At 69.7% G+C, this 25,849-nt stretch carries 30 protein-coding genes and 1 tRNA gene; 12 read left to right on the top strand and 19 right to left on the bottom strand.

The features are described from left to right. Positions 1-297: 297 nt before the first annotated feature. A complete protein-coding gene (locus tag ACH49X_RS04300) occupies positions 298-429 on the bottom strand; it encodes a hypothetical protein (protein WP_323124729.1) in 132 nt (43 codons plus the stop codon). An 11-nt stretch (positions 430-440) separates the two neighbouring features. Beyond that, on the bottom strand, positions 441-602 hold the full coding sequence (locus tag ACH49X_RS04305; protein ID WP_357296665.1) for a hypothetical protein: 162 nt from the start codon (positions 600-602) through the stop codon (positions 441-443). A 394-nt stretch (positions 603-996) separates the two neighbouring features. Here ACH49X_RS04305 and ACH49X_RS04310 point away from each other — a divergent pair, with 394 nt between their 5' ends. The 3 genes from ACH49X_RS04310 to ACH49X_RS04320 are packed head-to-tail and all read left to right on the top strand — an operon-like array spanning position 997 to position 2,673. Next, positions 997-1,332: a hypothetical protein gene (locus ACH49X_RS04310; RefSeq protein WP_195078820.1), complete on the top strand. Its 336-nt coding sequence runs from the start codon at positions 997-999 to the stop codon at positions 1,330-1,332. Continuing rightward, positions 1,307-1,834 carry a DUF6879 family protein gene (locus tag ACH49X_RS04315; protein ID WP_195078819.1) on the top strand — a complete coding sequence of 176 codons (528 nt, stop codon included), beginning with the start codon at positions 1,307-1,309 and terminating at the stop codon, positions 1,832-1,834. The genes ACH49X_RS04310 and ACH49X_RS04315 overlap by 26 nt, the downstream gene beginning before the upstream one ends. Further along, positions 1,831-2,673, top strand: a complete 843-nt coding sequence (locus ACH49X_RS04320) for a helix-turn-helix transcriptional regulator (protein WP_195078818.1) — start codon at positions 1,831-1,833, stop codon at positions 2,671-2,673. Before ACH49X_RS04315 ends, ACH49X_RS04320 begins: the two co-directional genes overlap by 4 nt. A gap of 91 nt (positions 2,674-2,764) precedes the next feature. Here the strand turns inward: ACH49X_RS04320 and ACH49X_RS04325 are convergent, their stop codons facing one another. The 4 genes from ACH49X_RS04325 to ACH49X_RS04340 form a co-directional block, all read right to left on the bottom strand. Next, the gene (locus tag ACH49X_RS04325; protein WP_195078817.1) at positions 2,765-3,217 is read right to left on the bottom strand and encodes a flavodoxin family protein; all 453 of its coding nucleotides are present in this window, start codon (positions 3,215-3,217) and stop codon (positions 2,765-2,767) included. Between the two features lie 28 nt (positions 3,218-3,245). Continuing rightward, a complete protein-coding gene (locus ACH49X_RS04330; protein WP_195078816.1) occupies positions 3,246-3,746 on the bottom strand; it encodes a hypothetical protein in 501 nt (166 codons plus the stop codon). Between the two features lie 34 nt (positions 3,747-3,780). Beyond that, positions 3,781-4,527 (bottom strand): 4-hydroxy-tetrahydrodipicolinate reductase, encoded by a 747-nt coding sequence (gene dapB, locus ACH49X_RS04335; protein WP_357206814.1) that lies wholly within the window; start codon positions 4,525-4,527, stop codon positions 3,781-3,783. A gap of 352 nt (positions 4,528-4,879) precedes the next feature. Beyond that, positions 4,880-5,329: a hypothetical protein gene (locus tag ACH49X_RS04340; protein ID WP_357112559.1), complete on the bottom strand. Its 450-nt coding sequence runs from the start codon at positions 5,327-5,329 to the stop codon at positions 4,880-4,882. A gap of 75 nt (positions 5,330-5,404) precedes the next feature. Between ACH49X_RS04340 and ACH49X_RS04345 the strand changes: the two genes are divergently transcribed. Continuing rightward, the gene (locus ACH49X_RS04345) at positions 5,405-5,839 is read left to right on the top strand and encodes a MarR family winged helix-turn-helix transcriptional regulator (RefSeq protein ID WP_195078813.1); all 435 of its coding nucleotides are present in this window, start codon (positions 5,405-5,407) and stop codon (positions 5,837-5,839) included. Between the two features lie 39 nt (positions 5,840-5,878). Here the strand turns inward: ACH49X_RS04345 and ACH49X_RS04350 are convergent, their stop codons facing one another. Continuing rightward, the gene (locus tag ACH49X_RS04350; protein WP_067810058.1) at positions 5,879-6,991 is read right to left on the bottom strand and encodes an alcohol dehydrogenase catalytic domain-containing protein; all 1,113 of its coding nucleotides are present in this window, start codon (positions 6,989-6,991) and stop codon (positions 5,879-5,881) included. An 82-nt stretch (positions 6,992-7,073) separates the two neighbouring features. Between ACH49X_RS04350 and ACH49X_RS04355 the strand changes: the two genes are divergently transcribed. Both ACH49X_RS04355 and ACH49X_RS04360 read left to right on the top strand, forming a co-directional pair. Next, complete coding sequence (locus ACH49X_RS04355; protein ID WP_195078811.1) at positions 7,074-7,466, top strand: DUF4440 domain-containing protein; 393 nt, start codon at positions 7,074-7,076, stop codon at positions 7,464-7,466. Between the two features lie 115 nt (positions 7,467-7,581). Beyond that, positions 7,582-8,028, top strand: a complete 447-nt coding sequence (locus tag ACH49X_RS04360; protein WP_195078810.1) for a YbaB/EbfC family nucleoid-associated protein — start codon at positions 7,582-7,584, stop codon at positions 8,026-8,028. A gap of 185 nt (positions 8,029-8,213) precedes the next feature. Here ACH49X_RS04360 and ACH49X_RS04365 read toward each other — a convergent pair whose 3' ends face one another. Beyond that, complete coding sequence (locus ACH49X_RS04365) at positions 8,214-8,702, bottom strand: FBP domain-containing protein (RefSeq protein ID WP_195078809.1); 489 nt, start codon at positions 8,700-8,702, stop codon at positions 8,214-8,216. A gap of 211 nt (positions 8,703-8,913) precedes the next feature. On the opposite strand from ACH49X_RS04365, the gene ACH49X_RS04370 reads away from it, so the two are divergent. Together ACH49X_RS04370 and ACH49X_RS04375 are read left to right on the top strand one after the other, a co-directional pair. Next, positions 8,914-9,858, top strand: a complete 945-nt coding sequence (locus ACH49X_RS04370; protein ID WP_195078808.1) for a YihY/virulence factor BrkB family protein — start codon at positions 8,914-8,916, stop codon at positions 9,856-9,858. Positions 9,859-9,987: 129 nt separating this feature from the next. Next, on the top strand, positions 9,988-10,416 hold the full coding sequence (locus tag ACH49X_RS04375) for a low affinity iron permease family protein (RefSeq protein ID WP_357112548.1): 429 nt from the start codon (positions 9,988-9,990) through the stop codon (positions 10,414-10,416). A gap of 45 nt (positions 10,417-10,461) precedes the next feature. On the opposite strand, the gene ACH49X_RS04380 is transcribed toward ACH49X_RS04375, so the two are convergent. Next, complete coding sequence (locus ACH49X_RS04380) at positions 10,462-10,611, bottom strand: hypothetical protein (protein WP_195078807.1); 150 nt, start codon at positions 10,609-10,611, stop codon at positions 10,462-10,464. Positions 10,612-10,986: 375 nt separating this feature from the next. Here ACH49X_RS04380 and ACH49X_RS04385 point away from each other — a divergent pair, with 375 nt between their 5' ends. Further along, positions 10,987-11,937: a helix-turn-helix domain-containing protein gene (locus ACH49X_RS04385; RefSeq protein ID WP_357112544.1), complete on the top strand. Its 951-nt coding sequence runs from the start codon at positions 10,987-10,989 to the stop codon at positions 11,935-11,937. 44 nt (positions 11,938-11,981) lie between these two features. On the opposite strand, the gene ACH49X_RS04390 is transcribed toward ACH49X_RS04385, so the two are convergent. The 4 genes from ACH49X_RS04390 to ACH49X_RS04405 all read right to left on the bottom strand — a co-directional run bounded on the left by ACH49X_RS04390 (position 11,982) and on the right by ACH49X_RS04405 (position 15,460). After that, positions 11,982-12,803, bottom strand: coding sequence for an RNA polymerase sigma factor SigF (locus ACH49X_RS04390; RefSeq protein ID WP_195078805.1), 822 nt, complete (start codon positions 12,801-12,803; stop codon positions 11,982-11,984). Between the two features lie 90 nt (positions 12,804-12,893). Next, positions 12,894-13,586 carry an STAS domain-containing protein gene (locus ACH49X_RS04395; RefSeq protein WP_357206816.1) on the bottom strand — a complete coding sequence of 231 codons (693 nt, stop codon included), beginning with the start codon at positions 13,584-13,586 and terminating at the stop codon, positions 12,894-12,896. Next, a complete protein-coding gene (locus tag ACH49X_RS04400; RefSeq protein WP_397068828.1) occupies positions 13,531-14,208 on the bottom strand; it encodes a PAS and ANTAR domain-containing protein in 678 nt (225 codons plus the stop codon). Before ACH49X_RS04400 ends, ACH49X_RS04395 begins: the two co-directional genes overlap by 56 nt. 211 nt (positions 14,209-14,419) lie before the next feature. Next, entirely contained in the window at positions 14,420-15,460 is a 1,041-nt protein-coding gene (locus ACH49X_RS04405; protein WP_397068830.1) for a PfkB family carbohydrate kinase, read from the bottom strand. A gap of 494 nt (positions 15,461-15,954) precedes the next feature. Here ACH49X_RS04405 and ACH49X_RS04410 point away from each other — a divergent pair, with 494 nt between their 5' ends. Beyond that, on the top strand, positions 15,955-17,064 hold the full coding sequence (locus ACH49X_RS04410) for a glycosyltransferase family 9 protein (RefSeq protein WP_323124725.1): 1,110 nt from the start codon (positions 15,955-15,957) through the stop codon (positions 17,062-17,064). A gap of 157 nt (positions 17,065-17,221) precedes the next feature. Here ACH49X_RS04410 and ACH49X_RS04415 read toward each other — a convergent pair. Both ACH49X_RS04415 and ACH49X_RS04420 read right to left on the bottom strand, forming a co-directional pair. Beyond that, positions 17,222-17,297: transfer RNA gene (locus ACH49X_RS04415), tRNA-Gly, on the bottom strand. Positions 17,298-17,368: 71 nt separating this feature from the next. Beyond that, positions 17,369-18,583, bottom strand: coding sequence for an MFS transporter (locus tag ACH49X_RS04420; RefSeq protein WP_357209332.1), 1,215 nt, complete (start codon positions 18,581-18,583; stop codon positions 17,369-17,371). A gap of 93 nt (positions 18,584-18,676) precedes the next feature. Here ACH49X_RS04420 and ACH49X_RS04425 point away from each other — a divergent pair, with 93 nt between their 5' ends. Continuing rightward, a complete protein-coding gene (locus ACH49X_RS04425; RefSeq protein ID WP_195078802.1) occupies positions 18,677-19,006 on the top strand; it encodes a helix-turn-helix transcriptional regulator in 330 nt (109 codons plus the stop codon). A gap of 138 nt (positions 19,007-19,144) precedes the next feature. Here ACH49X_RS04425 and ACH49X_RS04430 read toward each other — a convergent pair whose 3' ends face one another. The 4 genes from ACH49X_RS04430 to rpsO form a co-directional block, all read right to left on the bottom strand. Continuing rightward, positions 19,145-19,567 (bottom strand): hypothetical protein, encoded by a 423-nt coding sequence (locus ACH49X_RS04430; RefSeq protein ID WP_357209331.1) that lies wholly within the window; start codon positions 19,565-19,567, stop codon positions 19,145-19,147. Between the two features lie 143 nt (positions 19,568-19,710). Beyond that, positions 19,711-21,051, bottom strand: a complete 1,341-nt coding sequence (locus ACH49X_RS04435; protein WP_195078951.1) for a pitrilysin family protein — start codon at positions 21,049-21,051, stop codon at positions 19,711-19,713. A gap of 38 nt (positions 21,052-21,089) precedes the next feature. Continuing rightward, positions 21,090-23,366 carry a polyribonucleotide nucleotidyltransferase gene (locus ACH49X_RS04440; protein WP_195078800.1) on the bottom strand — a complete coding sequence of 759 codons (2,277 nt, stop codon included), beginning with the start codon at positions 23,364-23,366 and terminating at the stop codon, positions 21,090-21,092. A gap of 1,136 nt (positions 23,367-24,502) precedes the next feature. After that, on the bottom strand, positions 24,503-24,772 hold the full coding sequence (gene rpsO / locus ACH49X_RS04445) for a 30S ribosomal protein S15 (RefSeq protein WP_063021162.1): 270 nt from the start codon (positions 24,770-24,772) through the stop codon (positions 24,503-24,505). 258 nt (positions 24,773-25,030) lie between these two features. On the opposite strand from rpsO, the gene ACH49X_RS04450 reads away from it, so the two are divergent. Next, complete coding sequence (locus tag ACH49X_RS04450; RefSeq protein ID WP_357113096.1) at positions 25,031-25,849, top strand: alpha/beta hydrolase; 819 nt, start codon at positions 25,031-25,033, stop codon at positions 25,847-25,849.

The following is a 25,849-nucleotide window of genomic DNA, read 5'->3' on the forward strand; positions in this document are numbered from 1 at the left end:
ACAACATCGCAGACAGTATGCCGGGCAATGGCGTGCCGTGGTCAGACACCAGAATTCGGGGGATTCACGGCATGAGCCCGGCCGCGAGCGTGGCGCCCAGTTCCCAGCACCGCCGCAGGTCCTCCTTGGCGGGCGGGCCGGAGTCACGACCACGGCGGCCTGCTCCCAGCCGTCGCGGTGCCGCCCACCCCCGCTCCGCGCACCCTCGTCTACACCGGTCTCAGCTCGACGGCGCAGGCGGCCGGTGCGTCGAGGAGCGGAATGCCGAAGTACCGCGCGGCCCGGCGGCGCTGCGAGTCAGCCGCCTTCGTCCTCGATGCGCTGCCGGATCGCCTCCACCGTCCGGTCCTTCGGGAGGCGCTCTGGCCAGCAGACGACCGCGACCAGCACGGCGCCGGGCAGCGCGAAGACCAGCACCCATCCGAGCATGATCCACATCCTCAGACCTCCGAGTCTCGCACCGAGATCGGCTCCACGCCGATGGTTTCCAGGAGGCCACGACGTGCGGCGAGCAGCAGGTCTTCGTCCACCGGGACATATGACACGGCGGCGAAGGCATTCGCCCTGTGGGCGTGAAGTTTCGCGTAATCGTCCGGGTCCATCGGCCATCCGTCCGGGTGGACGAATGACCATGACCCGTCGTCGTGCTGGAGATGGCGCGGGCCCTCGCCTTCCGGTGCGAGCCCAAGTTTCCGAGCATCTTCGTCGTCGCGTCGCGCGGATAGGTCCACGGCCGCCCCTTCCGTCGTCTAGTGGCACCCGCCGCCGGGGAGTAGTCACCGACCCCAGCACCACAGCGGGGGCAGCGTGCCGAGACTGTCGCCTCGGCATCGACCCGGCGGCGGGGCTTGAAAATGCACGCTAAGCGTGGGAAGCCCCCTTCGGATAGAAAAGTGCGCGTGAGTGCGCAAGTGTTGTCAAAGACCGAGCAACACAGAAGAATCAGCGCACAGTTGCACACTTCGGCCCGCACACGCGCCACGAGAGGACAGCACCATGAAGGTTCGATTCATCGGCGGTGAATCCGGTGGCGACGGATCGCCCCGGCTCTACGTCACCGAGACCGATCCGCCGCGCTACGCGGCGCAGGGTTGGCTGACCGACGATCCGGGCACCGTCGAGATCCCGCACAAGTTGCTGTGGTTCACCGAGCCGGGCACCTGCATATCGGGTGTGCGCGACACCGGGCACGGGACATTCCTGCTGACGGGCGAGCCTGTCACCGACCCGGAAGCGCTGGCGATCATGCAGATTCCGACCCACGAGACGGCCGTGTTGGTGCCGATCAGTCAGGAGGTGCGCCCGGATGCGCCTGCTTCACGGCGCTGCTGAGCTGCGACCGGTGTTCGCCACCGCCCAGCGTTCCGCCTTCCACCTGGAAACGCACGACGACTACGCCAGCGAGTCGGAAGCCGAGTCGCTGTCCGCCTTCCGCGCCGACGAGACCACCGACCCCGGAGGGGAATGGTTCTCGGGCTGGACCAACCACGTTGCCGCCACGGTGGCGCGCGGGGTGGAGGTGCGGCGTGCCCGTATCGTCACCGAGCCACACACGCTCTACACGCGGTATCTGCTCGCGCTGAGCCGCCACAATGTCGCGGCCGGTGAGGACATCCGCTATCTGGCACGGCACTACGCCGATCCATCCGACTCGGCCACGGAGGATTTCTGGTTGTTCGATGAGCGGGCGGTGGCGTTCTCCCTGTTCGATGCCCGCGGGTTCTGGGTGGGGGCGGCTCTGACCGACGAGCCCGTGATCGTCGCGCACGCGGTCGCGATCCGCGACCGGGTGTGGTCGGCGGCGACTCCGTTCGAGGAGTACGCGGACCGATGAATGGGGCGGCACGGGCGAAAGTGGCTCTTGGAGCACGACTTCGAGAGCTGCGCAAAGATGCGGGGCTGGACGGGCGGCAGTTGTCCACCGCTGCCGGGTGGCACTGGTCCAAGACATCCCGCATCGAGCACGGCAAGCAGATGCCGAGCGAATCGGACCTGGCGGTGTGGTGCCGGGTGTGTGACGCGAAGCTAGCGCTACCCGATCTGGTCGCGGCGTTGCGCAACGTCCGGGCGCAGTGGGCCGAGTGGCGGCGTATCACCGCGACCGGGCACACCCGCCGACAACAGCGCGGTCAAGAACTCGAATCCGAAACACGGCAGCTTCGCATCTACAACCCCACCATCGTGCCCGGCCTGCTCCAGACCGAGCCGTACGCCCGTGCGGTGCTGGCGCAGTGCATCGGATTTCTCGGCACCCTCGATGATCTGGACACCGCCGTTGCGGCACGAATGGCACGGCAGGACATCTTGCGCAGCGGCGGCACGCGGGTGGTCGTGCTGGTCCACGAGGCGGCGCTACACACCACCCTCGGAGACGACAAGGTGACCGCCGGGCAACTGCGGCACCTGCTCGACGTGGCCTTCGGGAATCCGCGCCTGGGCTTCGGCGTCGTCCCGCTGCGAGCCGGGTTCGTCTACCTCTCCGGCAGCTTCCACCTGTTCGATCGTCGGCAAGCGCTGATCGAAACCGCCAGCGCCGAACTCACCATCACCGCACCGAGTGAGCTAGAGCTATACGAACGGCTCTGGGACGGGCTACACAGCCAGGCCGTCTACGGCGACGCCGCCCGAGCGCTCATCGTGCGAGCCCTGGAGCGGCGTACGGGGGCTGCGTGAGATCTGGCGGAGCATAGAGGCGGCCTCCGACAGTTTCGGCGCGCTGCCCAGGCACAATGTGAGCCCAACTCGGCTGAAGCGACACCACTGCTCATTCCATGAGCTGGGCCGCCACTGTCGCCCCGAGCTCCCAGCACGCTTCCAGGTCGGCCTTCGATGGCTGACCCGAGACCACCACGTACTCAGCGGCTTTCACCCACCCCAGGCCGGTGGTGATCGAGGTGACGCCCTTCTCCGCACCCTCGGTGCCCTCGTTGCCGTGAAAGTACGCGCCGAACGGGCGGCCACGGGTGGAATCGAGACAGGGGTAGTAGATGACATCCAGCCCGTGTTTGAGGGCGCCGCTCATGTACCCGAGGTTGGCCGGGGTGCCGAGCAGGTACCCGTCGGCCTCCAGCACGTCGGTCGGCGACAGGGACAGGGCCGCGCGGCGCACGACCTCCACGCCTTCGATTTCCGGATCGGTCGCGCCGGATACCACGGCCTCGAACATCGCCTGGCAGTGCGGCGAGGGCGTGTGATGGATGATCAGCAACCGGGCCACCTTGCGATGGTATCGGCCCGCGCGAGCGTCAGTCGGCGCCGCGCTCGTGCCGTTCCAGCGCGACCGCGCGGCGCATGGTCTCGCGGGCTCGGGTGCGGTCGCCCGCGTAGTCGTAGGCGCGGGCGAGGCGATAGGAGACGCGCCAGTTGTCCGGGTCGGCCTCCCACTCCGCCTTGACCGTCGCGAACAGCTCGTCGGCGGCCGCGCGTTCGATGCGGCCGGACGGCATGCGCGGCAGCGCGGAGGTGTCGAGTTCGAGCCCCTCGTCGTGGATGCGCCGCGCCAGGTGCTGATGCGCCAGCGCCGCACGCACCGTGGCCACCACGATCCACACGCCGAGCAACGGCAGGATCAGCACGCCGACGCCGATCACGATCGCGGCCACCTCGCCGGAACCGATCAGGCTGAACGCGATCCGGCCCAGCAGCAGGAAGTAGAAGACGAGCACCAGGACGAGCGCCGCGATCGGCGCCACTACCTTGACGACCTCCCCGCCGCCCTTCCGGTCGTCCGGCTCCGAGCCGCTCACGGTCGCGCTCCGGCGCGGCCCGGCTGCCGGGCGCTCACAGGTCGAGGAACGGGTCGAGTCCGACGGTGAGACCGGGGCGGTTCGCGATCTCCCGCACGCCGAGCAGCACACCGGGGGCGAAGGATGAGCGGTCGATGGAGTCGTGCCGGATGGTGAGCGTCTCACCTTGCGTGCCGAACAGCACCTCCTGGTGGGCGACCAGACCGGCGAGGCGCACCGAGTGCACGCGCACGCCGTCCACGTCGGCGCCGCGCGCACCCTCCAGCTCGGTCGTCGTCGCGTCGGGGCTGCGGTCGAGGCCCGCCTTGTCCCTGGCGGCGGCGATCAGCCCCGCGGTGCGGTAGGCGGTGCCCGACGGTGCGTCCGCCTTGTTGGGGTGGTGCAGCTCGATGACCTCCACCGATTCGAAGAATCGGGCGGCCTGCTCGGCGAAACGCATGGACAGCACCGCGCCGATGGCGAAGTTGGGCGCGATCAGCACGCCGACCTCCGGGCGACCCGTCAGCCAGCCGCGTACCTCCGCCAGCCGGGCCTCATCGAAACCGGTGGTGCCGACCACCGCGTGGATGCCGTGCTCGACCAGGAACTTCAGGTTCCCCATCACCACGTTCGGGTGGGTGAAGTCGACGACCACCTGGGTATCCGCCGCGGTGAACTGGTCGAGCGGATCGTCCTTGTCGACGGCCGCGACGAGTTCCAGATCGTCCGCCGCCGTCACCGCCGCGCAGATCGCCTGTCCGACTTTGCCCCGCGCTCCGAGCACTCCGACCCGAATGGTCACCGCACCTCCTCGTTCCGTTCCCGGTCGGGAATCAGCCTAATGGGCCGGGCCGACCGCGATCCCGCCGCCCGACGGTGACCGGCGAAGGGGCGGCAACCCGACTTCACCCCTCGACCCACGCCGGTCCGAACACAGCCGAGGCGGCCGCTCGATGAACACCGCCGGACGCAGTCCGCCTTTGATCCGCGCCGGGCCGAGCGAAGGCGAGGCAGCCGCTCGATGAACACCGCCGGACGCAGTCCGTCTTCGATCCGCGCCGGGCCGAGCGAAGGCGAGGCAGCCGCTCGATGAACACCGCCGGACGCAGTCCGTCTTCGATCCGCGCCGGGCCGAGCAAAGGCGAGGCAGCCGCCTATTGCGCCGCCCCCCGCGGCTCCCCGACCTCCGCGTCGGGAACGCCGCCGAGGTTCGCGACCATTCGTTGCAGGATCCGCATGGTCTCGGCGAACTGCTCATCGCTGATCCCTTCCGCCAATTGCTTTCTGCGCCGGGCGATCCGGACGAAGGCCTCGTCGTGGGTGCGGCGGCCCCGCTCGGTCAGCGACAGCAGGCCGGCGTCGTCGCGGACCAGTCCGTCGGCGACGAGTGCGGCCAGTTCGGCGGGCCATTCGGAGTCGTCGGTCCAGAAGGTGTCGAGCGCGTCGCGGATGTCGTCGGCGCGCTGCGGCACGTCGGCCAGCGAGTGCGTGACCTGCCAGCGCCTGCGGCTGAACCCGCCGGAGGCGAGGTCTTCATCGAAGCGCTCGTTGATCAGTCGATCGAGTTCCACCAGCCAGTACCCGATGCCACGGTGGATGGCCATCAGCACTCCTATACATGTTGAGCAACAATTACATGTATTTTTACATATAAATCCACGGCATGACAGAGTGAGCACATGGACGAGCACGACGCGATCACCGTCGCCGTCGAAGCGGCGATGGTCCGGATCCGGCGCAGGCAGACGCGCGGTGCGCTGAGCGACGGCGCGATTCCCGTCGCCGTGTTCCGCGCGCTGGACGCCGTGGCCGACGGCGCGGCCGACACGGTCGGGGCACTCGCTCCCGCACTCGGCGTCGATCAGCCGAGGGCCAGTCGCCTTGTCGCCCAAGCGGTGTCGGCCGGCCTGCTGGAACGCGTCGCCGATCAGCGCGACGGACGGCGGTCGGTCCTGCGCCTGACCGCAGCGGGAAACCGGGCGGTGGCCGCGGCAAGAGCGGGCAGGCGCACCGCCATGGCCGCCGCGATGGCGGACTGGACCCCCGCCGAGCGCGCGGAGTTCGCCCGCCTGCTCGAACGATTCGTCGACCGGATGGACCGGCCCGCCGACTGAGCCGCTCGCGCCGGACGCGGAGTCCGGCGGCGGACCGGGTCAGTCGAAGACGATGACCTGGCGCAAGGCGTGGCCCGCGGCGAGTTCGTCCATGGCGCGGTTGATCTCGTCGAGCCCGACGTGCGCCGAGACGAGCCGCTCCACCGGCAGGCGTCCCGCCCGCCACATGCGGACGTACTCGGGAATGTCGCGCGACGGCACCGCGGAGCCGAGGTAGCTGCCGACGATGGAACGCCCCTGGGCGACCAGGGCCAGCGGCGAAATGCTCGCGCGCGCATCGGGAGCGGGCAGTCCGACCGTGACGGTGGTGCCGCCGGGAGCCGTCGCGGCGACAGCGGTCTCGAAGGCGCGGACGTTGCCCGCGGCCTCGACCACCACCTCGGCCTGCACACCGAGCTCGGCGACCTCGGCCGGGGTGTAGGCCGCGTGCGCGCCCAGTTCCCTGGCCAGCGCCAGCTTCTCCGGCACGGTGTCGACCGCGATCACCTCGTGCCCCTCGGCGGCGAGCGACACCGCGACCAGCACCGCCGCCATACCGACGCCGCCGAGGCCGACGACCATCACCCGGTCGCCTGCGCCCGGCCGCGCCGAATTCAACAGCGCCCCACCGCCGGTCAGCACGGCGCAACCCAGCACGGCGGCCACCTCCGGAGGCACGTCGTCCTCGACCGGCACCACCGACCTGCGATCCACCACCGCGTGCGTGGCGAAAGCGGAGACACCCAGGTGGTGGTGCACGTCGGCGCCGGCACGGGACAACCGCCGCCCGCCGTTGAGCAATTCGCCCGCGTTGTTGGCGACGCTTCCAGGCACGCAGGGCGTGCGGCCGTCGGTCGCGCACCCCGCGCACTCGCCGCACCGCGGCAGGAACGTCATGACCACGCGCTGCCCGACCGCGATGTCGCCGTCGCCGGGACCGACCGCTTCCACCCGGCCCGCTGCCTCGTGGCCGAGCAGCATCGGCACCGGCCGCACCCGGTTGCCGTCCACCACGGACAGGTCCGAATGGCAGATCCCCGCCGCCTCGATCCGCACCAGCAGCTCTCCCGGCCCCGGCTCGCGCAGCTCCAGGTCGCATACGGTGATCGGCGCCGACTCGGCGAACGGCGCCGGCGCCGCGATCCGCTCCAGGACCGCTCCACGAATCTTCATGCCGCCGACGCTACCGCGCCCGGTGGTGCGAGCACATCGGACGGTGGCCGCCGCCGGACGCGGCCCGCGTACGATGCCGCGCATGGCGGTGGATCTGGTCGACGCGGTCGTGCGATTGCACGCCGACCTCGCTACGTGGCTCGGATCGCAGGCGCCCGCGGAGGTGTTCGAGCGGTTCGCGGCGGCGCAGCACGAGCGGTTCAGCATGGTGACGATCGGTGGCGAAGTGCTGGGGCGCGGCGCGTTGCTCGCGGGGCTGCGCGGTGCGCGCAATTCCTCGCCCGGGTTGGCGATCGACGTGTCCGAGATCGAGGAACTCCTGCGGGCCGGCGGCACCGCGGTGGTGCGGTTCCTGGAGACGCATCGAACGGACGCGAGCGTCACCCGTCGCCGGGTGACCGCCGTGCTGACGACCGACGAACCCGGCGGACCACGCTGGCTGACGGTGCACGAAACCGACTCCGCACCGGCCTGATCCTTCCCAGCCCCGGGATGTTCGCGGTGCGGCCGCGTCCTGCGTGCCGCACAATTCCTGCCGCGTTCCCGGACGCGATTCGGTGGCCGGGAACGACGTGGACTCGAGGAGGTCGGTGCCGGTGGACCGGTGGGAACGCGACGGCCTGCGCTCCGCCAACAGCGGAATCCGCAACCAGGTCGACCACATCCTGGACGCGCTCGCCGAGCAGCGCCCCCACGTGGCGGAGCTGCGCGACAAGCTGTCCGCCGTGCGGTGCACGGCCGAGTCGGCGGACAAACTGGTGGAGGTGACCGTGGACGCGGCGGGGGTCATCGTCGACGTGCGGTTCGCGCCGACCGCCCTGCGCGGCACACCGGAACAACTGGGCCGTTCGGTCACCGAAGCGGGCAGGCAGGCGGCTCGGCTGGCCCGTGAGCGGCACGCGGCGATCATCGCGCCGCTGGTCGCCGAAGCCGACGCGATACCCGACCTGCCCGATCTGGTTCCCGGCGCTCCGAGCTTGCGCGCGGTGTGGGACCCCGCGCGCGAGGAGCCGAAGGGCTCGAACCCAGAGCCGTGATTCCTCGCCGGACGGGACGACCCGGCCGGTCCGGGCAGACTCGACCGGCGAGGAATCACGACCACCCCGAGTTCGGTTCCAACGACTCGGGGTGGCTCGTTCGTGCGGTTGTCGAATGTCGGCACATGGCATCTACCTCCGTTCTGGCGGGCAGCGCAGCGGCTGCGGTGGATGGGCGAAGGCGATCAGGCGTAGAGCTTCGCCAGGAAAGTGTTCAGGTTGTCGCGCACCCGCTCGATCTTCTCTTCGGGCGTGAGGTCCTCGCGGTACCGACTGCCGAGCGCGGGCCGTTTCTTGTTGCGCGCGTACAGCGAGCAGGCGAGATCGGTGCACATGTAGGTGCCCACCGAGTTGCCCCTGCGCCCTGATTCGCCCGCCTTGTGCGCGGTCATCAGCGAGACGCCGCCGCCGGTGTGGGTGGTCAGGCAGATCGTGCACATCTGCGCCCGGCCGGTGCCGCCGGTGGCATAGCGCAGCGCCACGCCGACCAAGCGGTCGTCCTGCGGGACGACCAGGTAGCCACGCCCCGGCAAGGACGGATCGCTCCAGCCGAGGAAGTCCAGGTCCGCCCAGGGCCGGTCGTCCAGGTCCTTGGGCACCGGCAGCCGCTTGGCATCGCCTTTCGAACAATTGACGAACGACGACCTGATGTCGCGTTCGGTGACGGGTTCCACGAGGGTTCTCCTTCGTATCGATCGGTGGACAAACCCGAGAGACCTTACGGTTCCGCGGTGGGAGAAACAACGGATTTTCTGCCCTCCGCGCACCGTGCGCAGCACCAGCCAGAGGACCCGGCGGTACCGAATGGCCTTGCCCGCGAAGGTGTTTCGCGGCCGTCCCGGCGGGTATCCACCGCGTGCTGGAGGTGTGAGGGTGGCGCAAGAGATGCAGAAGACATTCGCGGCGCGGCACCGGCTGCGCGGGCCGGCGGATCTGCCGTGGCGATCGTGGTGGGGCGCGGTGAGACGGTCGGTCGGCGAGTTCCAACGGGACAATCTCACCGACTGGGCCGCGGCACTGACCTACTACAGCGTGCTGTCGCTGTTTCCCGGGTTGATCGTGCTGACCGCAGGGCTCGGCATGCTGGGACGTGACGACACCAGGGCGCTGGTGGACACCATGCGCGAGATCGCGCCCGGCAGCGGCACCGACCTGCTCGTCGACGCGGTGAACAACATCGAGGAAGCGCAAACCCCGGCCGGACCGCTGGCGCTGCTGGGTCTGGCATCGGCGCTGTGGACCGCCTCCGCCTACATCGGCGCCTTCATGCGCGCGACCAACGCCATCTACGACATCGCGGAGGGGCGGCCGGTCTGGAAGACCGTTCCGGTGCGGGTCGCCCTGACCGCCGCGGTGGTGGTCCTGCTGGGCGTCTGCACCGTAGGCGTCGTCGTCAGCGGTTCGCTGGCCGAGCAGATCGGCCGGTGGCTGGGGCTCGGGCAGGCCACGATCACGGTCTGGGGCATCGTCAAATGGCCCGTGATGATGGTGTTGATCGCTCTGGTCTTCGCCCTGCTGTACTGGGCGGCGCCGAACGTGCGGCAACCGGGATTCCGCTGGCTGACTCCCGGCAGCGCGCTGGCCGTCCTGGTGTGGGCCGGCGCGTCGTGGGGGTTCGCGTTCTACGTCGGCCACTTCGGCTCCTACAACCGGGTCTACGGCTCCCTGGGTGGCGTCGTCGTGTTCCTCGTGTGGCTGTGGATCTCGAACATCGCGGTACTGCTCGGCGCGGAACTCGACGCCGAACTCGCGCGAGCGCGCAGCATGGCCCACGGCCACCCCGAGGATGACGAGCCCTACTTGCCGCCGCGCGACGAGCCCGACGAATGACCGGCGACGGCAACGGTTCCGCGAGCGGCACCGGGGCTACGGCACCCCCTCGAAGGGCCGCGGCGTTTCGGCGGGACCGCTCGCGGTAACTCGAAACCCGTCTGGATCGGCATTTTCGAGAGGACTCCTATGGCTCAGCACACGGAAAACCCCGCCGCCGCAAGGCCCGCGACCATGCCGTCGGACATCAAAGGAAAATTATCGGTGTTCGACCGCTTCGCGACAGCGGCCAGCGCGCTGGCCTCGAAGGCGGGATTCTTCGTCTTCTGCGTGATCCTGGTCCTGGTGTGGGCGCCGACGATTTTCGTCCTGCCGAGCGTCGACACCTGGCAACTGGTCATCAACACCGCGACGACCATCATCACGTTCCTGCTCGTCGCGTTGCTGCAGAACACCCAGAGCCGCTCCGACGCCGCCGTCCAGCAGAAACTCAACGCCATCGCCGACGGACTGGCCGATCTGATGCGAGAGATGAGTTCGGAGCATCCCGAACTGCTGCGTCACCGCCGCGAACTCGCCGACGCCGTCGGACTCGAGAACCGCGAGAGCGCAGGATGATCGGCGCGCAGGCCGGTGGCGCCGGCCCGCGCGTCCGCCGACCGGTCACCGCCGCTCGGTCTCGCCGCTCTCCTCGGCTTCCCGGATCGCTTCGGCGAGTTCACGGCGCAGGCGCTCGGCGTTCGCCTCGTCACCCGCGTCCGCGGCGGTGGTGATGTCCTGGCGCAATTGCGCGATCGTGTCCTGCGAGACCATAGGACCTCCCTCGTCTTTCCGACGGTTCCAGTAGAAGGGCGGCGCTTCGCCCCTCGTGCTCAGGGTGGCCGCTGGCGTGCGGACGAAACACCCGAGGCCTGTTCGGCCCCGCCAGCACGCCCGTCCGAACCGCTCCACCGGTCCCGTCGCGCGGTAGAGTAGGAATCCCCCGACGGTTGAACCCGAGCCGAAGCGGGTATCCCCTTTTGCAGTGTGCGCCGGATCGATCTCGTCGCACCATGTGGTACCAACCGCGCCTCCCTGTCTGCATGACAACGGTTGTGACCAGTCCGTACGCCGAGCAGAGCGGCTCGACAGTTCCTCTACGACGTGCTGGGCGGGATGCCGTATGCGAAAAAGCAGGAGTGCCGCAGGATGAAGTCATTGGCCTTCCACAGCGACAGCTTGGGCGACACGGAGGATTTCCTCAATCTCAATTACACCAGGATGCGGATCGCGAACAGCACTGGTGTACCGGTGCGAGCGGACATCACCCGCACCATGCTCGGTCCGGTGAGCCTCGATGATCTCCACTTGAGCTTCGACATGAACTACGTCGCCCAGCCGCTGGGCAAGATCTGCCTGTGCGAAGTGGACTCGGGGTCGATCGAAGAGAACTACGCCGACGGCACCGACTTCTTCCAGCCCGGCGAGCTGGGGCTGCTCACTCCACCGGATGTGCCGTATTCGGGTGTGATCCACCACGCCCGCTACCGCATCACGATGTTCGACCCCGAGCTGCTGACCAGGGTCGCCGCCGCGAGTCCCGGTCACGACCTGGAACCGGTGCGCCTGACGGGACATCGCCCGGTCTCCGCGGTGGCGGCGCGGCAGTTGTCCGGTGTGCTCGAGCACATGCGCGGTCTCGCCGCGGACAGCGTCGCCAGCGAGGCGCCGCTGATCGCGTCCACCGCCGCGCAGTACCTCGCCGCCACCGTGCTGCACACCCTGCCGAGCACCGCGCACCTGGAACCGACGGCGAGCGACCGCAACGACGCCCACCCCGACACCGTGCGGCGCGCGCTGGCGTACCTCGAGGCACACGTGCGCGACGACATCAGCGTGGCCGACATCGCCGCCGCCTCCTACGTCACCGTCCGCGCGCTGCAACTGGCGTTCCGCCGCCATCTGGACACCACGCCCATGGCGTATCTGCGGCGGCTTCGCCTGCGCGGGGCACACGAACAGCTGCGCGACTGCTCGCCCGACGACGGTCACACCGTGACCTCGATCGCCGCGGCATGGGGCTTCGCGCACCCGGGACGGTTCGCGACCGCCTACCGCGGCGCGTACGGACGATCCCCCCATACAACGCTCAGCGCGTAACGCCGAGGCGTCCGCGCGGCGGGTCCGCTCGAGCGCGCTCGCGGTCAGTCCCGCATGGCGCGCTCACGCAGCTCCGCGAGTGTCCGCGACAGGACCCGGGAGATGTGCATCTGCGAGACGCCGAGCACCGCGGCGATCTGCGCCTGCGTCCGCCCTTGGAAGAAGCGCATGTGCAGCACGCGCCGCTCCCGCTCGGGCAGTTCGGCGAGCAGTGGAGCGATCGCCAATGCCTCGTCGGTCAGCTCGTAGGACGGGTCCTCCGCGCCGAAAGTCTCCGCGACCGCCACCGAGGTGCCTCCGGTGTCGTCGTCCTCGACGACCGCGTCGATCGAGTTCGCGGAGTAGGCGTTGCCCGCCAGAAGCGCCTGCGTGACCTCGGTCAGGTCCAGGTTCAGCTCGACGGCGATCTCCATGGCGGTGGGCATCCGTTCCAAGCGCTGGGAGAGCCTTTCCACGGCGGGGCCGATGGTCAGCTGGATCTCCTTGATCCGGCGCGGAACCCGCACCGCCCAGCTGTGATCGCGGAAGTGGCGGCGCACCTCGCCCATGATCGTGGGGACCGCGAAGGACAGGAACGACGGTCCCCGCGCCGGATCGAACCGGTCCACCGCGAGCACCAGCCCCACCGCGGCGATCTGGTACAGATCGTCGTAGTTCTCTCCCCGGCCGACGAAGCGACGGGCGATGTGCTCGGCCAGCGGCAGGCACCGCCGCAGGATCGCTTCGCGCAACCGCGGGCGTTCGGGATCGTTGTCCTGCATCGCGGACAATCTCTCCAGCCACGGCTCGATGCCGTCGTAGCTGTCTGTTCCGCGTCGCGTCCGTCGGGGCGTGGCGGTCCTGTGGTTCGCGGTCGCCAATGACATGAGCTTCCTCGATTCCCGTTCTCCGCGATCGGCGCGCTCACCGGCAGGTGAACGAGGCGATGATCGCCGGGTAGCCGCCTGACGGCTGCCTCAAGCGCTCGTGGGCGGTCTTGTTCGTATTTCGGACGGCCGGCGGCTGGAATGTGCGTTCTCGGCACCCCGCGTCTCGGCGAGACGCCGCCGCGGCGCGACCCCGCCCGACCGGCACCCGGGTGCCCGCACCGCGCGACCGTGCGCCGCGGGCGCCGGACAAGCGACGACCGGCACACTCCGTCCGATATCGAGGACGTCCACGATGCGCCGCACCGGGCCGTCGTCGGGCACGGTCACGCCCAGCGTGACGTCCGCTCTCGCGCCCCATCGCGCCAGCCGCAGCAGCATGCGCACGCCCGCGCAGGAAAGGAAACGCACCCCGCACAGGTCGATGACGACCGACGTGAGTTTCGGTGTTGTGTCGCAGTAGTTTTCGACGACATCGGTGATCGCGGTGAAGTACTCGTCGGCGGTCGCCGCATCCAGTTCACCGTGCGTGAGGAGAAGGAGGCCGTCCGCGGTTCGGATGCCTTCCACGCCGTTCTGACAGGTCATGCGCACCTCCGGCGGCCGGTGTCGGCACAAGATCGCATGCTCGAGCCTGACAGCCATCACCGTGGATGTCAGCGCGACAGACGAAGTCCGACCGGCCGGATATCCGGAAAACGAAGTGCGCCCGGGCCGCCACGCACGCTCACTCGTGCGGTATGCGGTGGTGGACGGTGAGCAGGATGTGGTCGAACGCCGCAACCAGGTCCGCGGGTGGCGGCGGCACGAGCGGGAGTTCGGCGATCAATTGCTGGGCGAGCGCGCGCAACTTGGTGTTGGTCTCCTGGGAACGCCAGCGCAAGACCTGGAACGCCTGATCGGCGCTGATCTGGTAGATGCGCATGAGCACGCCCTTGGCCTGCTCGATCACCGCGCGATTCTCGTAGAGCCCCGGCAGGGTGGCGGCGAGCATGGCTTGGTGTGCCTCGGCGATGGTGCCGGAAAGGTCTACGTAGAAGCCGGAGGTACCGACCGCGGCGCCGGTGTCGTCCAGGATGCGGTCGGCGACGACGAGCACGGTGTGTTCCTGGCCGGACAGGTCGATGAACCGATGCCTGCTCGAGAAGGTCTCCCCGTGCTCGACGGCGCGCTCGATGATCTCGGCGACGTGCGTGCGGTCGTCCGGGTGTTTGTGCGCGAGCAACAACTCCGTCGTCGGCTCGATCTCGCCGGGCCGGTAGCCGTGCATGCGATACACCTCGGCCGACCATTCCCAGCGACGATTGGCAAACCAGAACCGGAAACTTCCCACCGAGGGCTGATCGGGCAGTACGGAGCCGTCGGCGGGCACGTCGGACACGCGGGGCTGCATGTGTTGAGTCATGAGTGCAATGCCTCTCCGAGGTACAAGGGGCTTGCGGCCGCGACGCCACCCGGATCACCGCCATCCCTTCGACGGGATCGCACGTACGTGGGCGTGTTCGGCCGAGAATCCGCTGTTGACTCAACGGCCGGCGCGCGCACATCGTGGCGGTAACCGGTGACCTGCGACCCAGTATGTCATCCGGGTCCGACTCGGAGATGACGAGGCTCGGTTACCACGGGAACATCGAGGTAGCGCCAGGTTTTCGAACTTCGAGGTGATCGTCTGGCACACAAGGGTTTTCTTCGCGAACCGCCACCGGTTCGCTCTCCGAGTACGCCGCGGCGCCGCCCGACCCGACGAACTCGGCTGCCGCGAGCACCGCACGGCGCACCGCGCTCTCCGGTCCGCGCCCCTCGGCCAAGCGAACTGCGGCGGCGACGGCGAAGCTGTCGCCCGCGCCGCAGGCATCACCGCCACCCGGCACCCTTTCCACGGACGCAAGCGGGATGCGCAGCCGCTTGCCCGACGCACGCAGGCAGAGCAGGGCGCCTTCCGTTCCGAGGGTCACCGCGATGGCATCGACGGCCCACCCTTTGGCGAGCTTCCACAGGTCGGGTCCGTCGTCGAGCCGCCCGGACAGCAGGGTGAGCGCTGCCGCGTGATCGGGGGTGACCAGGGCCGCGCCCGGGACCGGGACGGGACCGCGCGGAGAGGGATCCCAGACGATCGGGATGTGTTCGGCGCGGGCGCGCAGCACCTTACGGATCTGCGGATGGGCCGCGGCTGCGCCACCGTGATCCGAGACCAGGACGGCGCGCGCCGCCGCCAGCACGGCGACCGCCTCTTCGGGAAGCGGGTCGGCGCCGACCCGCCCCGCACCGGAGTCGATTCTGGTGATCAGGACGGGCCTGCCGGACTGCCGGGCCCGGCCGTGGCCGTTCGGGGCGGCCCACGGGCCGATCGCCCGCACCCGCTGCTTGCAGACCGTCGCACCGCGCAGCGGGAGGGCGACGACCCGCACATGCCGGTCGAGCAGCCCGCGCAGCCGGGCGCCCGCCTCGTCGGCGGCGAAGCCGGCGATCAGCACGACTTCCGCACCGTCGGCCGCGGCCAGCCGGGCCGCCAATCCCGCTCCACCGGGGCGGAAGGTCCGGTGCGCGACGTCGACGACGGGAGCGGCCGACCCCGCGCTGCATCGGTCCGCGCGGCCGTCGAGGTCGATGTCGAGCAGCGCGTCGCCGATCACGACCAGCGGACCGCCCGCGGCCATCACCGTGGTGCCGATGCCCGGTAAGGCATGAGCATCGGATGGGTCTGCCGTCCCGGCGCGACGGCACCGGGCCGGATGCCGATCGCGTCGTGGCACGGCAACACGGGCGAACTCGGCGACGGCCCGGTCATCGCCCTCGCGCCGGCCGGTATTTGTCGCCCGGGACGCGGGCCGTCGTACCCGCACCGGGGCCTGGCAGCCGCCCACGCGGCGGCGTGACGATTCCGGCCACAGGCGGCCACACAGCGCTCGACCAGCGGACTCGCGTGCACGGACACCGTGGCGATCTGCACTGCTGGCTCCGTTCGCCGAGGACGATTGGATCGAACGCAGTAACGATCCGGGCCTCGCGGCGAAGCCCGCACGTGCGGACATGCCCGGACCGACCGTGCCGAAACATCCGATCCTGGACGGGGCGCGGTTTGTGCCGTCGGCTCCCGGGTAGAACGACGGCATTCGTTCCGGGCCGTCGGCTCGTCCCCGCAGGAGGTCGCATGGCACAGGCGAGCGGCGCGATGGCCGGCGCGGAACTCGCTTCTGGTCCGGCGCTCGGCCCGCTCGGCGAGGTCTTTCCCGATGTGCGGCGCATCGCGGTACTGCGCGGCGGCGGTCTCGGCGATCTGCTGTTCGCCCTTCCCGCGATCCACGCGCTGGCGGCGACGTATCCCGGCGCCCGCATCGTCCTGCTCGGGTCGGCTGAGCACGCGGAACTCCTGCGCGACCGGCCGGGCCCTGTGCACGAGGTGGTGGTCGTCGCCGAGCAGGGCAGGGCATGCGGCGAGGTCGATCGACAGCTGGGGCGAATCGATCTGGGTGTGCAGCTGCACGGCGGGGGCGCGTGGTCGAATCCGTTCCTCACCAGCCTGCGGCCACGGTGGACGGTGGGTTCCCGCGCCGCGGGGGCGGCTCCCCTGTCCCGCATGCTGCCGTTCCGCTACTACCAGCACGAGACCTTGCGCGCGCTCGAGGTGGTCGGTCTGGCCGGCGCGGCGCCCGTGCTGCTCGAACCCCGCCTCGAGTCGACGCCGTCGGATCGGTCCGCCGCCGACCAGGCCCTACGCGGTCTGCGCGGGCCGATCGCCGCCATTCATCCCGGGGCCAGAGATCCGCGCCGTCGCTGGCCGCCGGATCGCTTCGCCGAGATCGCCGCCCACTGCCTGGACCGGGACCTGGCGGTCGTGATCCTGGGCTCACAGTCCGACCGCGACCTCGTGGCCGACCTCCGCTCGCGCATCGGCGCGCGATCACCCGGCGCGGGGATCCGGCAGGTCCGCGCATTGGTCGGCGCGCCGCTACCCGCGCTGTGCGGCGTCCTGGCCCGCAGCGCGATCTTCGTCGGCAACGACAGCGGTCCCCGTCATCTGGCCAGGGCGTTCGGTACCCCGACCGTCGGCATCTTCTGGATCGGCAATGTGATCAACGCCGGGCCGCTCGGTCGGGCCCGTGATCGCGTGCTGATGTCGTGGACCACGGCCTGCCCGGTCTGCCACCGCGACTGCACCGACGAAGAACTGCCCCGCTGCCCGCACGACGTGTCGTTCGTCGCGGGCGTGCGGACCGCGGACGTCCGCCGCGATATCGATGACCTACTCGAGCACCGCTGACCACGGCCCGGCACTGCACCTCCGAGCGACGGAATCCGCGCTCGATCGCCCCAGAAGAAGTTCACGGAGAAAGTCGAGGGGTGTAACGGGGGTGACCTGGAAACGCTTGTCGGAGCAGGCGCCTCGGCGCGACCGGCGCGGCGGCCGGATGATTTCGTGGAGCGGATGACGGGATTCGAACCCGCGACCCTCACCTTGGCAAGGTGATGCGCTACCAGCTGCGCTACATCCGCATGCGCATCGCGGTGACCGCGATGCGACACAGAACATTAGCGGACACGCGTGGCAAAAAGCCAATCACCGCTCATACCCGCCCGGCCGCCCGCCGGTCGCCGCGCAGGCCGAGACCGGCCGCGATCAGGCAGGCGACGGCCACGACACCGACGAACCACGGGAACACGGCGCTAAGCCCCCAGGTGGTGGCCGCCCACCCGGCGAGGATGGTGGGCAGCGCCATGGCCGAGTAGGCGAGCAAGTAGTACGCCGACATGGTCTCGCCGCGCTTGTGTTGCGGCACGACCTCCGACAGGTGGCGCAGCGATCCGCCGAAACCGAGACCGAAGGTCGCGCCGAGCGCGACGCCCGCGGCGAGCACCGCCACCCAGTTGTGCGTGGCCAGCGCGGGCACCGTCAGCACCAGCGACAGCGCCATGCCGGTGTCGCCGAGAATGGCCGCGCGCCGGGCGGGCACTCCGGTCGCGAACAATTGCGCGGTGGCGCCGGAGAGCGCGGTCGAGGCGACGACGGCCCCGCCGAAGACCAGATTGTGGATGCCGGTCTGCTGGGTGGCCAGCGAGGGGTACAGCGACAGCAGCACGCCCAGCACCGACCAGGCCGCCATCACGCCGATGGCAGAGAACCAGAAATCGGCCCGGATCTCCGGCGGCACGGCGGGTTTCGCGATCCGGATGCGTCCGGCCACCCGGGCCGAATGCGGTTCGCGCAGGGCGAGCACGCCGGCGCCGATCGCGAGGCAGACGACGGTGATCACCACGTACGGCGTGCGCAGCGGATGCGGCGCGTACTGCGCGAGCAGCGCCGAGCCGAGGATCGCCACCGCCATGCCCACGTTGAACGCGACACCGCTGAGCTGGCCGGACCGCGCGCCGCGGTGCGGACGAAGATCCAGCAGCGCGGCCGCGCCCGCGACCACGGTCGAGCCGACCGCGACGCCGTGCAACGCCCGGGCCAGCAGCAGCATGGGCACACTGTCGGCGAGGACGAACACCAGCAAGCCTGCGACCATGGTGGCGAAGGCGCCGAGCAGCACCGGTTTCCGGCCGACCACGTCGGAGATCCGTCCCGACACCAGCACCGCCCCGAGGGCGGCCACCGCGTACACCGCGAACACGATGGTCGTGGTGAGCGGGGACAGATGCCATTGCTTCTGATAGATGCCGTAGAGCGGCGCGGGAACGCCCGAAACCCCCAGCGCCACACCGCTGGCCGCCAGCACCAGGGCGTAGGCCCAGCGCTGCGCGGTCTGCTCCTCGACGGCCACCGCCATCGTCGCTGCCATCGGAACTCCGATCGGGTAAGTTTGATGATGATCGAACAGCATTCGACGATACATCCGGTACGACAATCATCAAACCCGAGAGTGAGCCAGATCATGGCCGATGTCCGAGACGCGGACCAGCAGGCGCCCCCGGTCGCCGCGCTGCCCGTGGTGCTCAGCGCCCTGCAGGACCCGGTGCGCTTGGAGATGGTGCGCAGGCTCAGCAACGCGGGAACGGCGGTGCGCTGCGGCGCGCTCTACGAGGTGATCAACAAGTCGACCGCCACCCACCATTTCAAGATTTTGCGCGAGGCGGGCGTGATCGAGCGGCTGACCATCGACGGCCAGACCTGCCAGCGTCTGCGCGCCGACGATCTGGAGTCCGCCCTGCCCGGGCTGGTTGCGACGATCGTCGCGGCCGCCAACCGCGCCTGCCGGGATTGACCCCGGCCGAGCGGGTTTGGTCGACAGGTATCGAAGGCCGCTCGCGCCCGGTAATGATCGGCCGAGCGGGTCCCTGGTCGACAGGCGTCGAAGCGCCACTGCCCGTCCGGCAGCGACCCGGTCGGGCAGCTCCCCCGGTCAGCAGGCGTCGAAGCGCCACTGCCCGTCGACGAAGGTCCAGGTCTTGGGCTTCGTGTCGTCCTCGGACGCGCGAGTGTCGAAATTCTTGACCGTGACCGTCCCGGTCGATCCGGAGACGGTGACGGTGATCTCCGACGGCTTCGACTTCAGGTCCCTGCCGTCGTAGAGCTGCGCCATGGATGCCGCGAAGTCGTCCTCGTTGAGCGTGAGCCTGCAACGCGCGGAACGGAACTGATACGCGGCGGCGTAGTCGTGATCGGCCAGCGCGTCGTTCATCTTCCTGGCGTCCGCGCGCAGCGCCGCCTCGGTCGGCTCGCCCGGCTTGCCTGCGTCCGCGTCCGTCCCGCCGCACCCGGCCAGCACGAGGACGGGCAGCGCCACCGCGCCCAGCAGGCGAAGGGCACGACTCGTTCGGTTCATCTCGACTCCTTGCCAGAGATCGCCGGATCCGGCACCCGGACAATCGCGTTCAACGCCCTCCGGCGAAGACCGACGGCCGGGCGGCCGAAACAGTATCGCGGCGGCGGACGCTCCGCCAAGCCGCGACACCGCCCGCGCTCGGATCAGCTCGGCACCAGCCGCCGGACGGCGGCGGGCAGGTCACGGGTGCGCTTGTACGGTCCGGCGACCGACGCGGCGAACGGCCGCGCCAGCAATGTGCGCGCGACGGCCGACACTTCCTCGGTCGTGACGGCGTCGATGCGCGCCAAGGTCTCCGACACAGTGCGATGGTTGCCGTAACTGAGTTCGCTGCGCCCCAGCCGGTTCATGCGCGAGGCGGAGTCCTCCAGGCCGAGCACCAGCCCACCGCGCAACGAGCCCTTGGCGCGGGCGCACTCGGCGTCGCTGATGCCGTCGGCGGCGACTTCCTCCAGGACGCCGCGCGCCAGCGCCGCCACCTGCCCGAGATTCTCCGGCTGACAGCCGATGTACACCGAGAACGCGCCGGTGTCTGCGAAGGTGTCGACGCTGGAATACACCGAGTAGGCCAGCCCGCGCTCCTCCCGGATGCGCTGGAACAGCCGGGAACTCAGGCCGCCGCCGACCACGGTGTTCAGCACCGACAGCGGCCAGCGCCGGTCGCCTTCGTGCCGCCCGAAGGCGCGCACGCCGAACACGAGATGCGCCTGTTCGCTGTCGCGGTGGCTCCAGTGCAGCCGGGGGTCGCCGTGGGGGCGGAACCGGCCCTCGCGCCGCGGGGCGGGCGTGGCCGCCGGATCGAGCCGGTTCTCGAAGGCGCGATGCACCAATTCCACGGTGTGGTCGTGCTCCACGTTGCCCGCGACCGCGACCACCATCCGGTCCGGCCGGTAGCGCCGCAGGTGGAACGACCGCAGCTGCGCGGCCCGCATGCCCTCGATGGATTCGATCGAGCCGATCACCGGACGCCCGATCGGATGATCGCCGAACAGCGCGGCCAGGAAGGAATCGCCGACCAGGTCCTCGGGGTCGTCGTCGCGCATCGCGATCTCCTCGAGCACCACCTGCCGCTCCACGTCCACGTCCGACGCCCGGCACAAACCGTTGAGCACGACGTCGGAAACCATGTCGACCGCCAAGGGCAGGTCGTCGTCGATGACGTGCGCGTAGTAGCAGGTCTGCTCCTTCGCGGTGAACGCGTTGAGTTCGCCGCCGACCGCGTCCATCGCCTCGGCGATGTCGAGGGCCGACCGCGTCGGCGTCGCCTTGAACAGCAAGTGCTCCAGGAAGTGCGCGGCCCCCGCGACGGTGGGGCCTTCATCGCGCGACCCGACACCCACCCACACGCCGACGGACGCCGAACGCACTCCGGGCAGATGCTCGGTGACCACGCGCAACCCACCGGGCAGTACGGTGCGCCGCACGCCGCTGTCCGAGTCCGCCCGCAGCTCGAGTGACGAACCCCCCTGCCCGGTGCTGAGCAGAGGGGTTGTCGTCTTCTTCTTCGTCACAGAGACAAGTACTACTCGGTCCCGGCCGAACCCGCATCGGCCGCGTCGTCGCCGGGCTCCTCGGCGTTCTCCTCGACCGGCACGAGCGAGATCTTGCCCCGGTTGTCGATGTCGGCGATCTCCACCCGCAGCTTGTCGCCGACGTTCACCACGTCCTCGACCTTGGCCACGCGCTTGCCGTTGCCCAGCTTGGAGATGTGCACCAGACCGTCGCGGCCCGGCAGCAGCGAGACGAACGCGCCGAAGGCGGTGGTCTTGACGACCGTGCCGAGGAAGCGCTCGCCGACCTTCGGCAGCTGCGGGTTCGCGATGGCGTTGATCGCGTCGATCGCGGCCTGCGCGGACGGGCCGTCGGTCGCGCCGACGAACACGGTGCCGTCGTCCTCGATGGAGATGTTGGCGCCGGTGTCCTCGGTGATCTGGTTGATCACCTTGCCCTTGGGGCCGATCACCTCGCCGATCTTGTCGACCGGGATCTTGATCGCGGTGACGCGCGGCGCGTACGGGCTCATCTCGTCCGGGGTGGCGATGGCCTCGGCCATCACGTCCAGGATCGTGGTGCGCGCGTCGTGCGCCTGGCTGAGCGCACCGGCCAGCACCTGCGACGGGATGCCGTCGAGCTTGGTGTCCAGCTGCAACGCCGTGACGAACTCGCGGGTGCCCGCGACCTTGAAGTCCATGTCGCCGAAGGCGTCCTCGGCGCCGAGGATGTCGGTCAGCGCGACGTAGCGGACCTCTTCCTCACCCTGATCGTTGGTGACGGTGTCCGACACCAGGCCCATCGCGATACCGGCCACCGGCGCCTTCAGCGGCACACCGGCGTTCAGCAGCGACAGGGTGGAGGCGCACACCGAACCCATCGAGGTGGAGCCGTTGGAACCCAGCGCCTCCGACACCTGACGGATGGCGTAGGGGAACTCCTCCTGGCTGGGCAGCACCGGGATCAGCGCCCGCTCGGCCAGCGCGCCGTGGCCGATCTCGCGGCGCTTGGGCGACCCGACGCGGCCGGTCTCGCCGGTGGAGAACGGCGGGAAGTTGTAGTGGTGCATGTAGCGCTTGCTGGTCTCCGGGCCGAGCGAGTCGACCTGCTGGGCCATCTTCACCATGTCCAGGGTGGTGACGCCCAGGATCTGGGTCTCGCCCCGCTCGAACAGCGCCGAGCCGTGCGCCCGCGGCACCACGGCCACCTCGGCGGACAGCGCGCGGATGTCGGCCAGCCCACGGCCGTCGATGCGGAAACCGTCGGACAGGATGCGCTGGCGGACCAGCTTCTTGGTGACGGAGCGGAACGCCGCGCCCAGCTCCTTCTCCCGCCCGGTGTAGTCGTCGGCGAGGCGGTCGAGCACGGCGAGCTTGATCTGGTCGATCTTCTCCTCGCGCTCCTGCTTGCCTGCGATGCTCAGCGCCTCGCTCAGCTCGCGCTTCGCGGTGCCCTCGACGGCCTCGTACACGTCCTGGCCGTACGGCGGGAAGAGCGGGAACTCCTCGGTGGGCTTGGCGGCCAGCTCCGCGAGGTCCTGCTGCGCGCGGCACAGGCGAGCGATGAACGGCTTGGCGGCCTCGAGCCCTTCCGCGACCACGGCCTCGGTCGGCGCCTGCGCGCCGCCGTCGACCAGCGCGATGACGTTCTCGGTGGCCTCCGCCTCGACCATCATGATCGCGACGTCCCCGGAGTCGACCACGCGGCCGGCGACGACCATGTCGAAGACCGCGCCCTCGAGCTGCTCGGTGGTCGGGAAGGCCACCCACTGGCCCTCGATCAGCGCGACGCGAACGCCGCCGACCGGGCCGGAGAACGGCAGGCCCGCGAACTGGGTGGACGCGGACGCGGCGTTGATCGCCACCACGTCGTAGAGGTCCTTCGGGTCCAGGCTCAGCACGGTGACCACGACCTGGATCTCGTTGCGCAGGCCGTCGACGAACGACGGACGCAGCGGACGGTCGATCAGGCGGCAGGTCAGGATGGCGTCGGTGGAGGGGCGGCCCTCGCGGCGGAAGAACGAACCGGGGATGCGGCCCGCGGCGTACATCCGCTCCTCGACGTCCACCGTCAGCGGGAAGAAGTCGAACTGGTCCTTGGGCTGCTTGCCCGCGGTGGTGGCCGACAGCAGCATGGTCTCGTCGTCCAGGTAGGCGACGACCGAACCGGCGGCCTGCCGGGCGAGGCGTCCGGTCTCGAACCGGATGGTGCGGGTGCCGTAGCTGCCGTTGTCGATCAGCGCGACGGATTCGAACACGCCCGGCTCGACCTCGACGGCAGAGCTCTTGCGTTCGGTTGTTTCGGTCATTTCTTCTTTCTCAACCTCTCGTCTTCGCCGGCTCGAGCGCACGGTGGCGCGATCCGGCTGTCGTCAGCCGTACCGGGTACGGACGCGCGGCAACCCTCCTGGCTGCGACGCGCACACCCGGCCGAATCCCCTTGGATACGGCGACGCGGAGGCGGTCATCGATCGAAGCCCGACGGCGCAACTCGCTGCCGATAGGCCACTACCGAAGACCGACGCCACGCGACGGGTGCATACGGCTGTGCAATGTTGTCGTGCGACGGGGGCGATCCGCTCCCCTGTCCACATATAGCCAACGGTGCGATTGTACGTCTCCCCATTGGCCGAACCAGCGACCGCCTCGGACACCCCCGTGTCGAGCGGCCACCTACCACTCCGTCCGCAGGCGCACCAAGGCCGCAAACCGCGCAACTCACGGCCGAACCAAGATATCGCCGATTACTTGACGCGGCAGGCGCCGGAACGACCACCTAGCGCACGTCGAGTCCATGTGAAACCGCAATCCACGGCGAATCCGCCGTGACGATCAGCAGAAGCACATCGGTCCGGCAGACCGGAATCGTCACGAGCGACGGCCACCGGCGGCGACCCGAACGTCCAGGGCAGACCTCCCTGTCGACCAACTACCAATCGATGCGGGCCGGACAGTGAACAAACGGAAGTCGCGGCCCCGCCGACGAGCAGTTCCCGCACAAACCCCGGACTACACGGCTCGACCGAACGGATAGTTCCGGAACACCCCGGACAACGCGGCCTCACCGAACGACCAGCCCCGACCACCGCGACCCCGCTACGACAGCGTGCACAAATCGGTCATGGTGCGCGGGCACAAGGCGTCCGCACCCGGCGACACCGCGGCAGCCGCCTCGAATCTTCTGGCGCTCGGTCCAGCGGCGTACACGGTCAGCCACCGCGACCCCGCTACGCCAGGCATACACCCGATAGCGCCATCACAACAAAGCGCGCCCAGCCCACCTCGACCATGTCTTTCGAGCGAAGCGAGACCGAGCATCCGCCGTTCGCGGCCCGGCTCGCGTCCGAGCGACCGCTGCGTCCGCGACGAAGTCGCCAGCAGCGGTCGCTCGGACGCGAGCCACAAAGGGGCCGCGAACACCCAGCGCCGCAGGCGCTGGAAAAAATTACCGCCTGAGCCCGAGCCGCTCGATCAGCGAACGGTAGCGGTTGATGTCCTTGTCCTGCAGGTACTTCGACAGCCGCTTGCGACGACCGATCAGCGCCATCAGTCCGTGGCGGGTGTGGTGGTCGTGCTTGTGCTTCTTCAGGTGCTCGGTGATGTCGGCGATGCGCTTGGACAGCAGCGCGATCTGCGCCTCCGGCGAGCCGGTGTCCTTCTCGTGCAGGCCGTACTCGGCGAGGATCGCCGATTTCTGCTCGGTGGTCAGTGCCATGGGGCATCCACTCCTGTTTCTCAGTTCCGCGCTCGAATCTCCGGTCACCCGGGTGTGGGCGCCACCGCGGACCGCAGCAAACCCGAGGGAACACCCTACCGGACCGGGAGCGGTCCGCCGAAATCGCGGGCCCGCCGAGCCGGTTCCGGTTCCGGTTCCGGCGCGCAGGGAAGCAACGGCATTACCTCACGGGTAATCGACTCGCCGCATTTCGGCTGCGAATCTTCTTGTCGTACCGCCGAATACGAGGAGACGACGATGCCTTACCTGGAGACGACCGACGGCACCCGCCTGGCCTACGAGGACTACGGCACCGGAGCGCCGATCGTGTTCCTGGCCGGGTGGTCGCTGCACGCGGAGATGTGGGAGTACCAAGTCCCCTTCTTCGTCGAACAGGGTTACCGCTGTGTGCTGCTGGACCGGCGCGGGCACGGCCGTTCGGACCGCCCGTCGACCGGATACGACTTGGACACCCGCGCCGATGACGTGGCCGAGCTGATCGAACGGCTGGATCTGCGCGAACTCACCTTGGTCGCCCACTCCGCGGGCGGTGCGGAAGTAGCGCGCTATCTGGCCAGGCACGGCACCGCGCGGGTCGCGCGCATCGCGCTGCTGGCCACGACGCTGCCGTTCCTGCGGCAGACCGAGGACAATCCCGAGGGCCTTCCGGAGGAGCTGAGCCGGGCGTCGGTCGCGCAGTGGCGCACCGACCGGCCCAAGTGGTTCGCCGACCGGGCGCAGGGATACTTCGCCACCCACCTGGGCAACGACGTCTCTCCCGCGCTGATCGAGCACGAGACCCGCCGCTGCCTGTCCGCTTCGCCGTGGGCCACCATCGCGGTCTGGGAGTCGACCTTCCCGTCCGATCACCGCGAGACGCTGCGGAATCTGTCGATTCCCGCCCTGGTCGTACACGGGGTCCCTGATCAGTCCATCCCGATCGACGCCAGCAGCAGGCACACCGCGAAACTCATCCCGAACTGCGTCTACAAGGAATACCCGACCGCGGGGCACGGCCTGTACGTCACGCACGCCGAGCAGCTCAACGAGGACCTGCTCGAGTTCATGAAGTCCTGA

Origin of the sequence: Nocardia sp. NPDC019323 (assembly GCF_044389845.1) — a bacterium.
Lineage (GTDB): Bacteria > Actinomycetota > Actinomycetes > Mycobacteriales > Mycobacteriaceae > Nocardia > Nocardia implantans.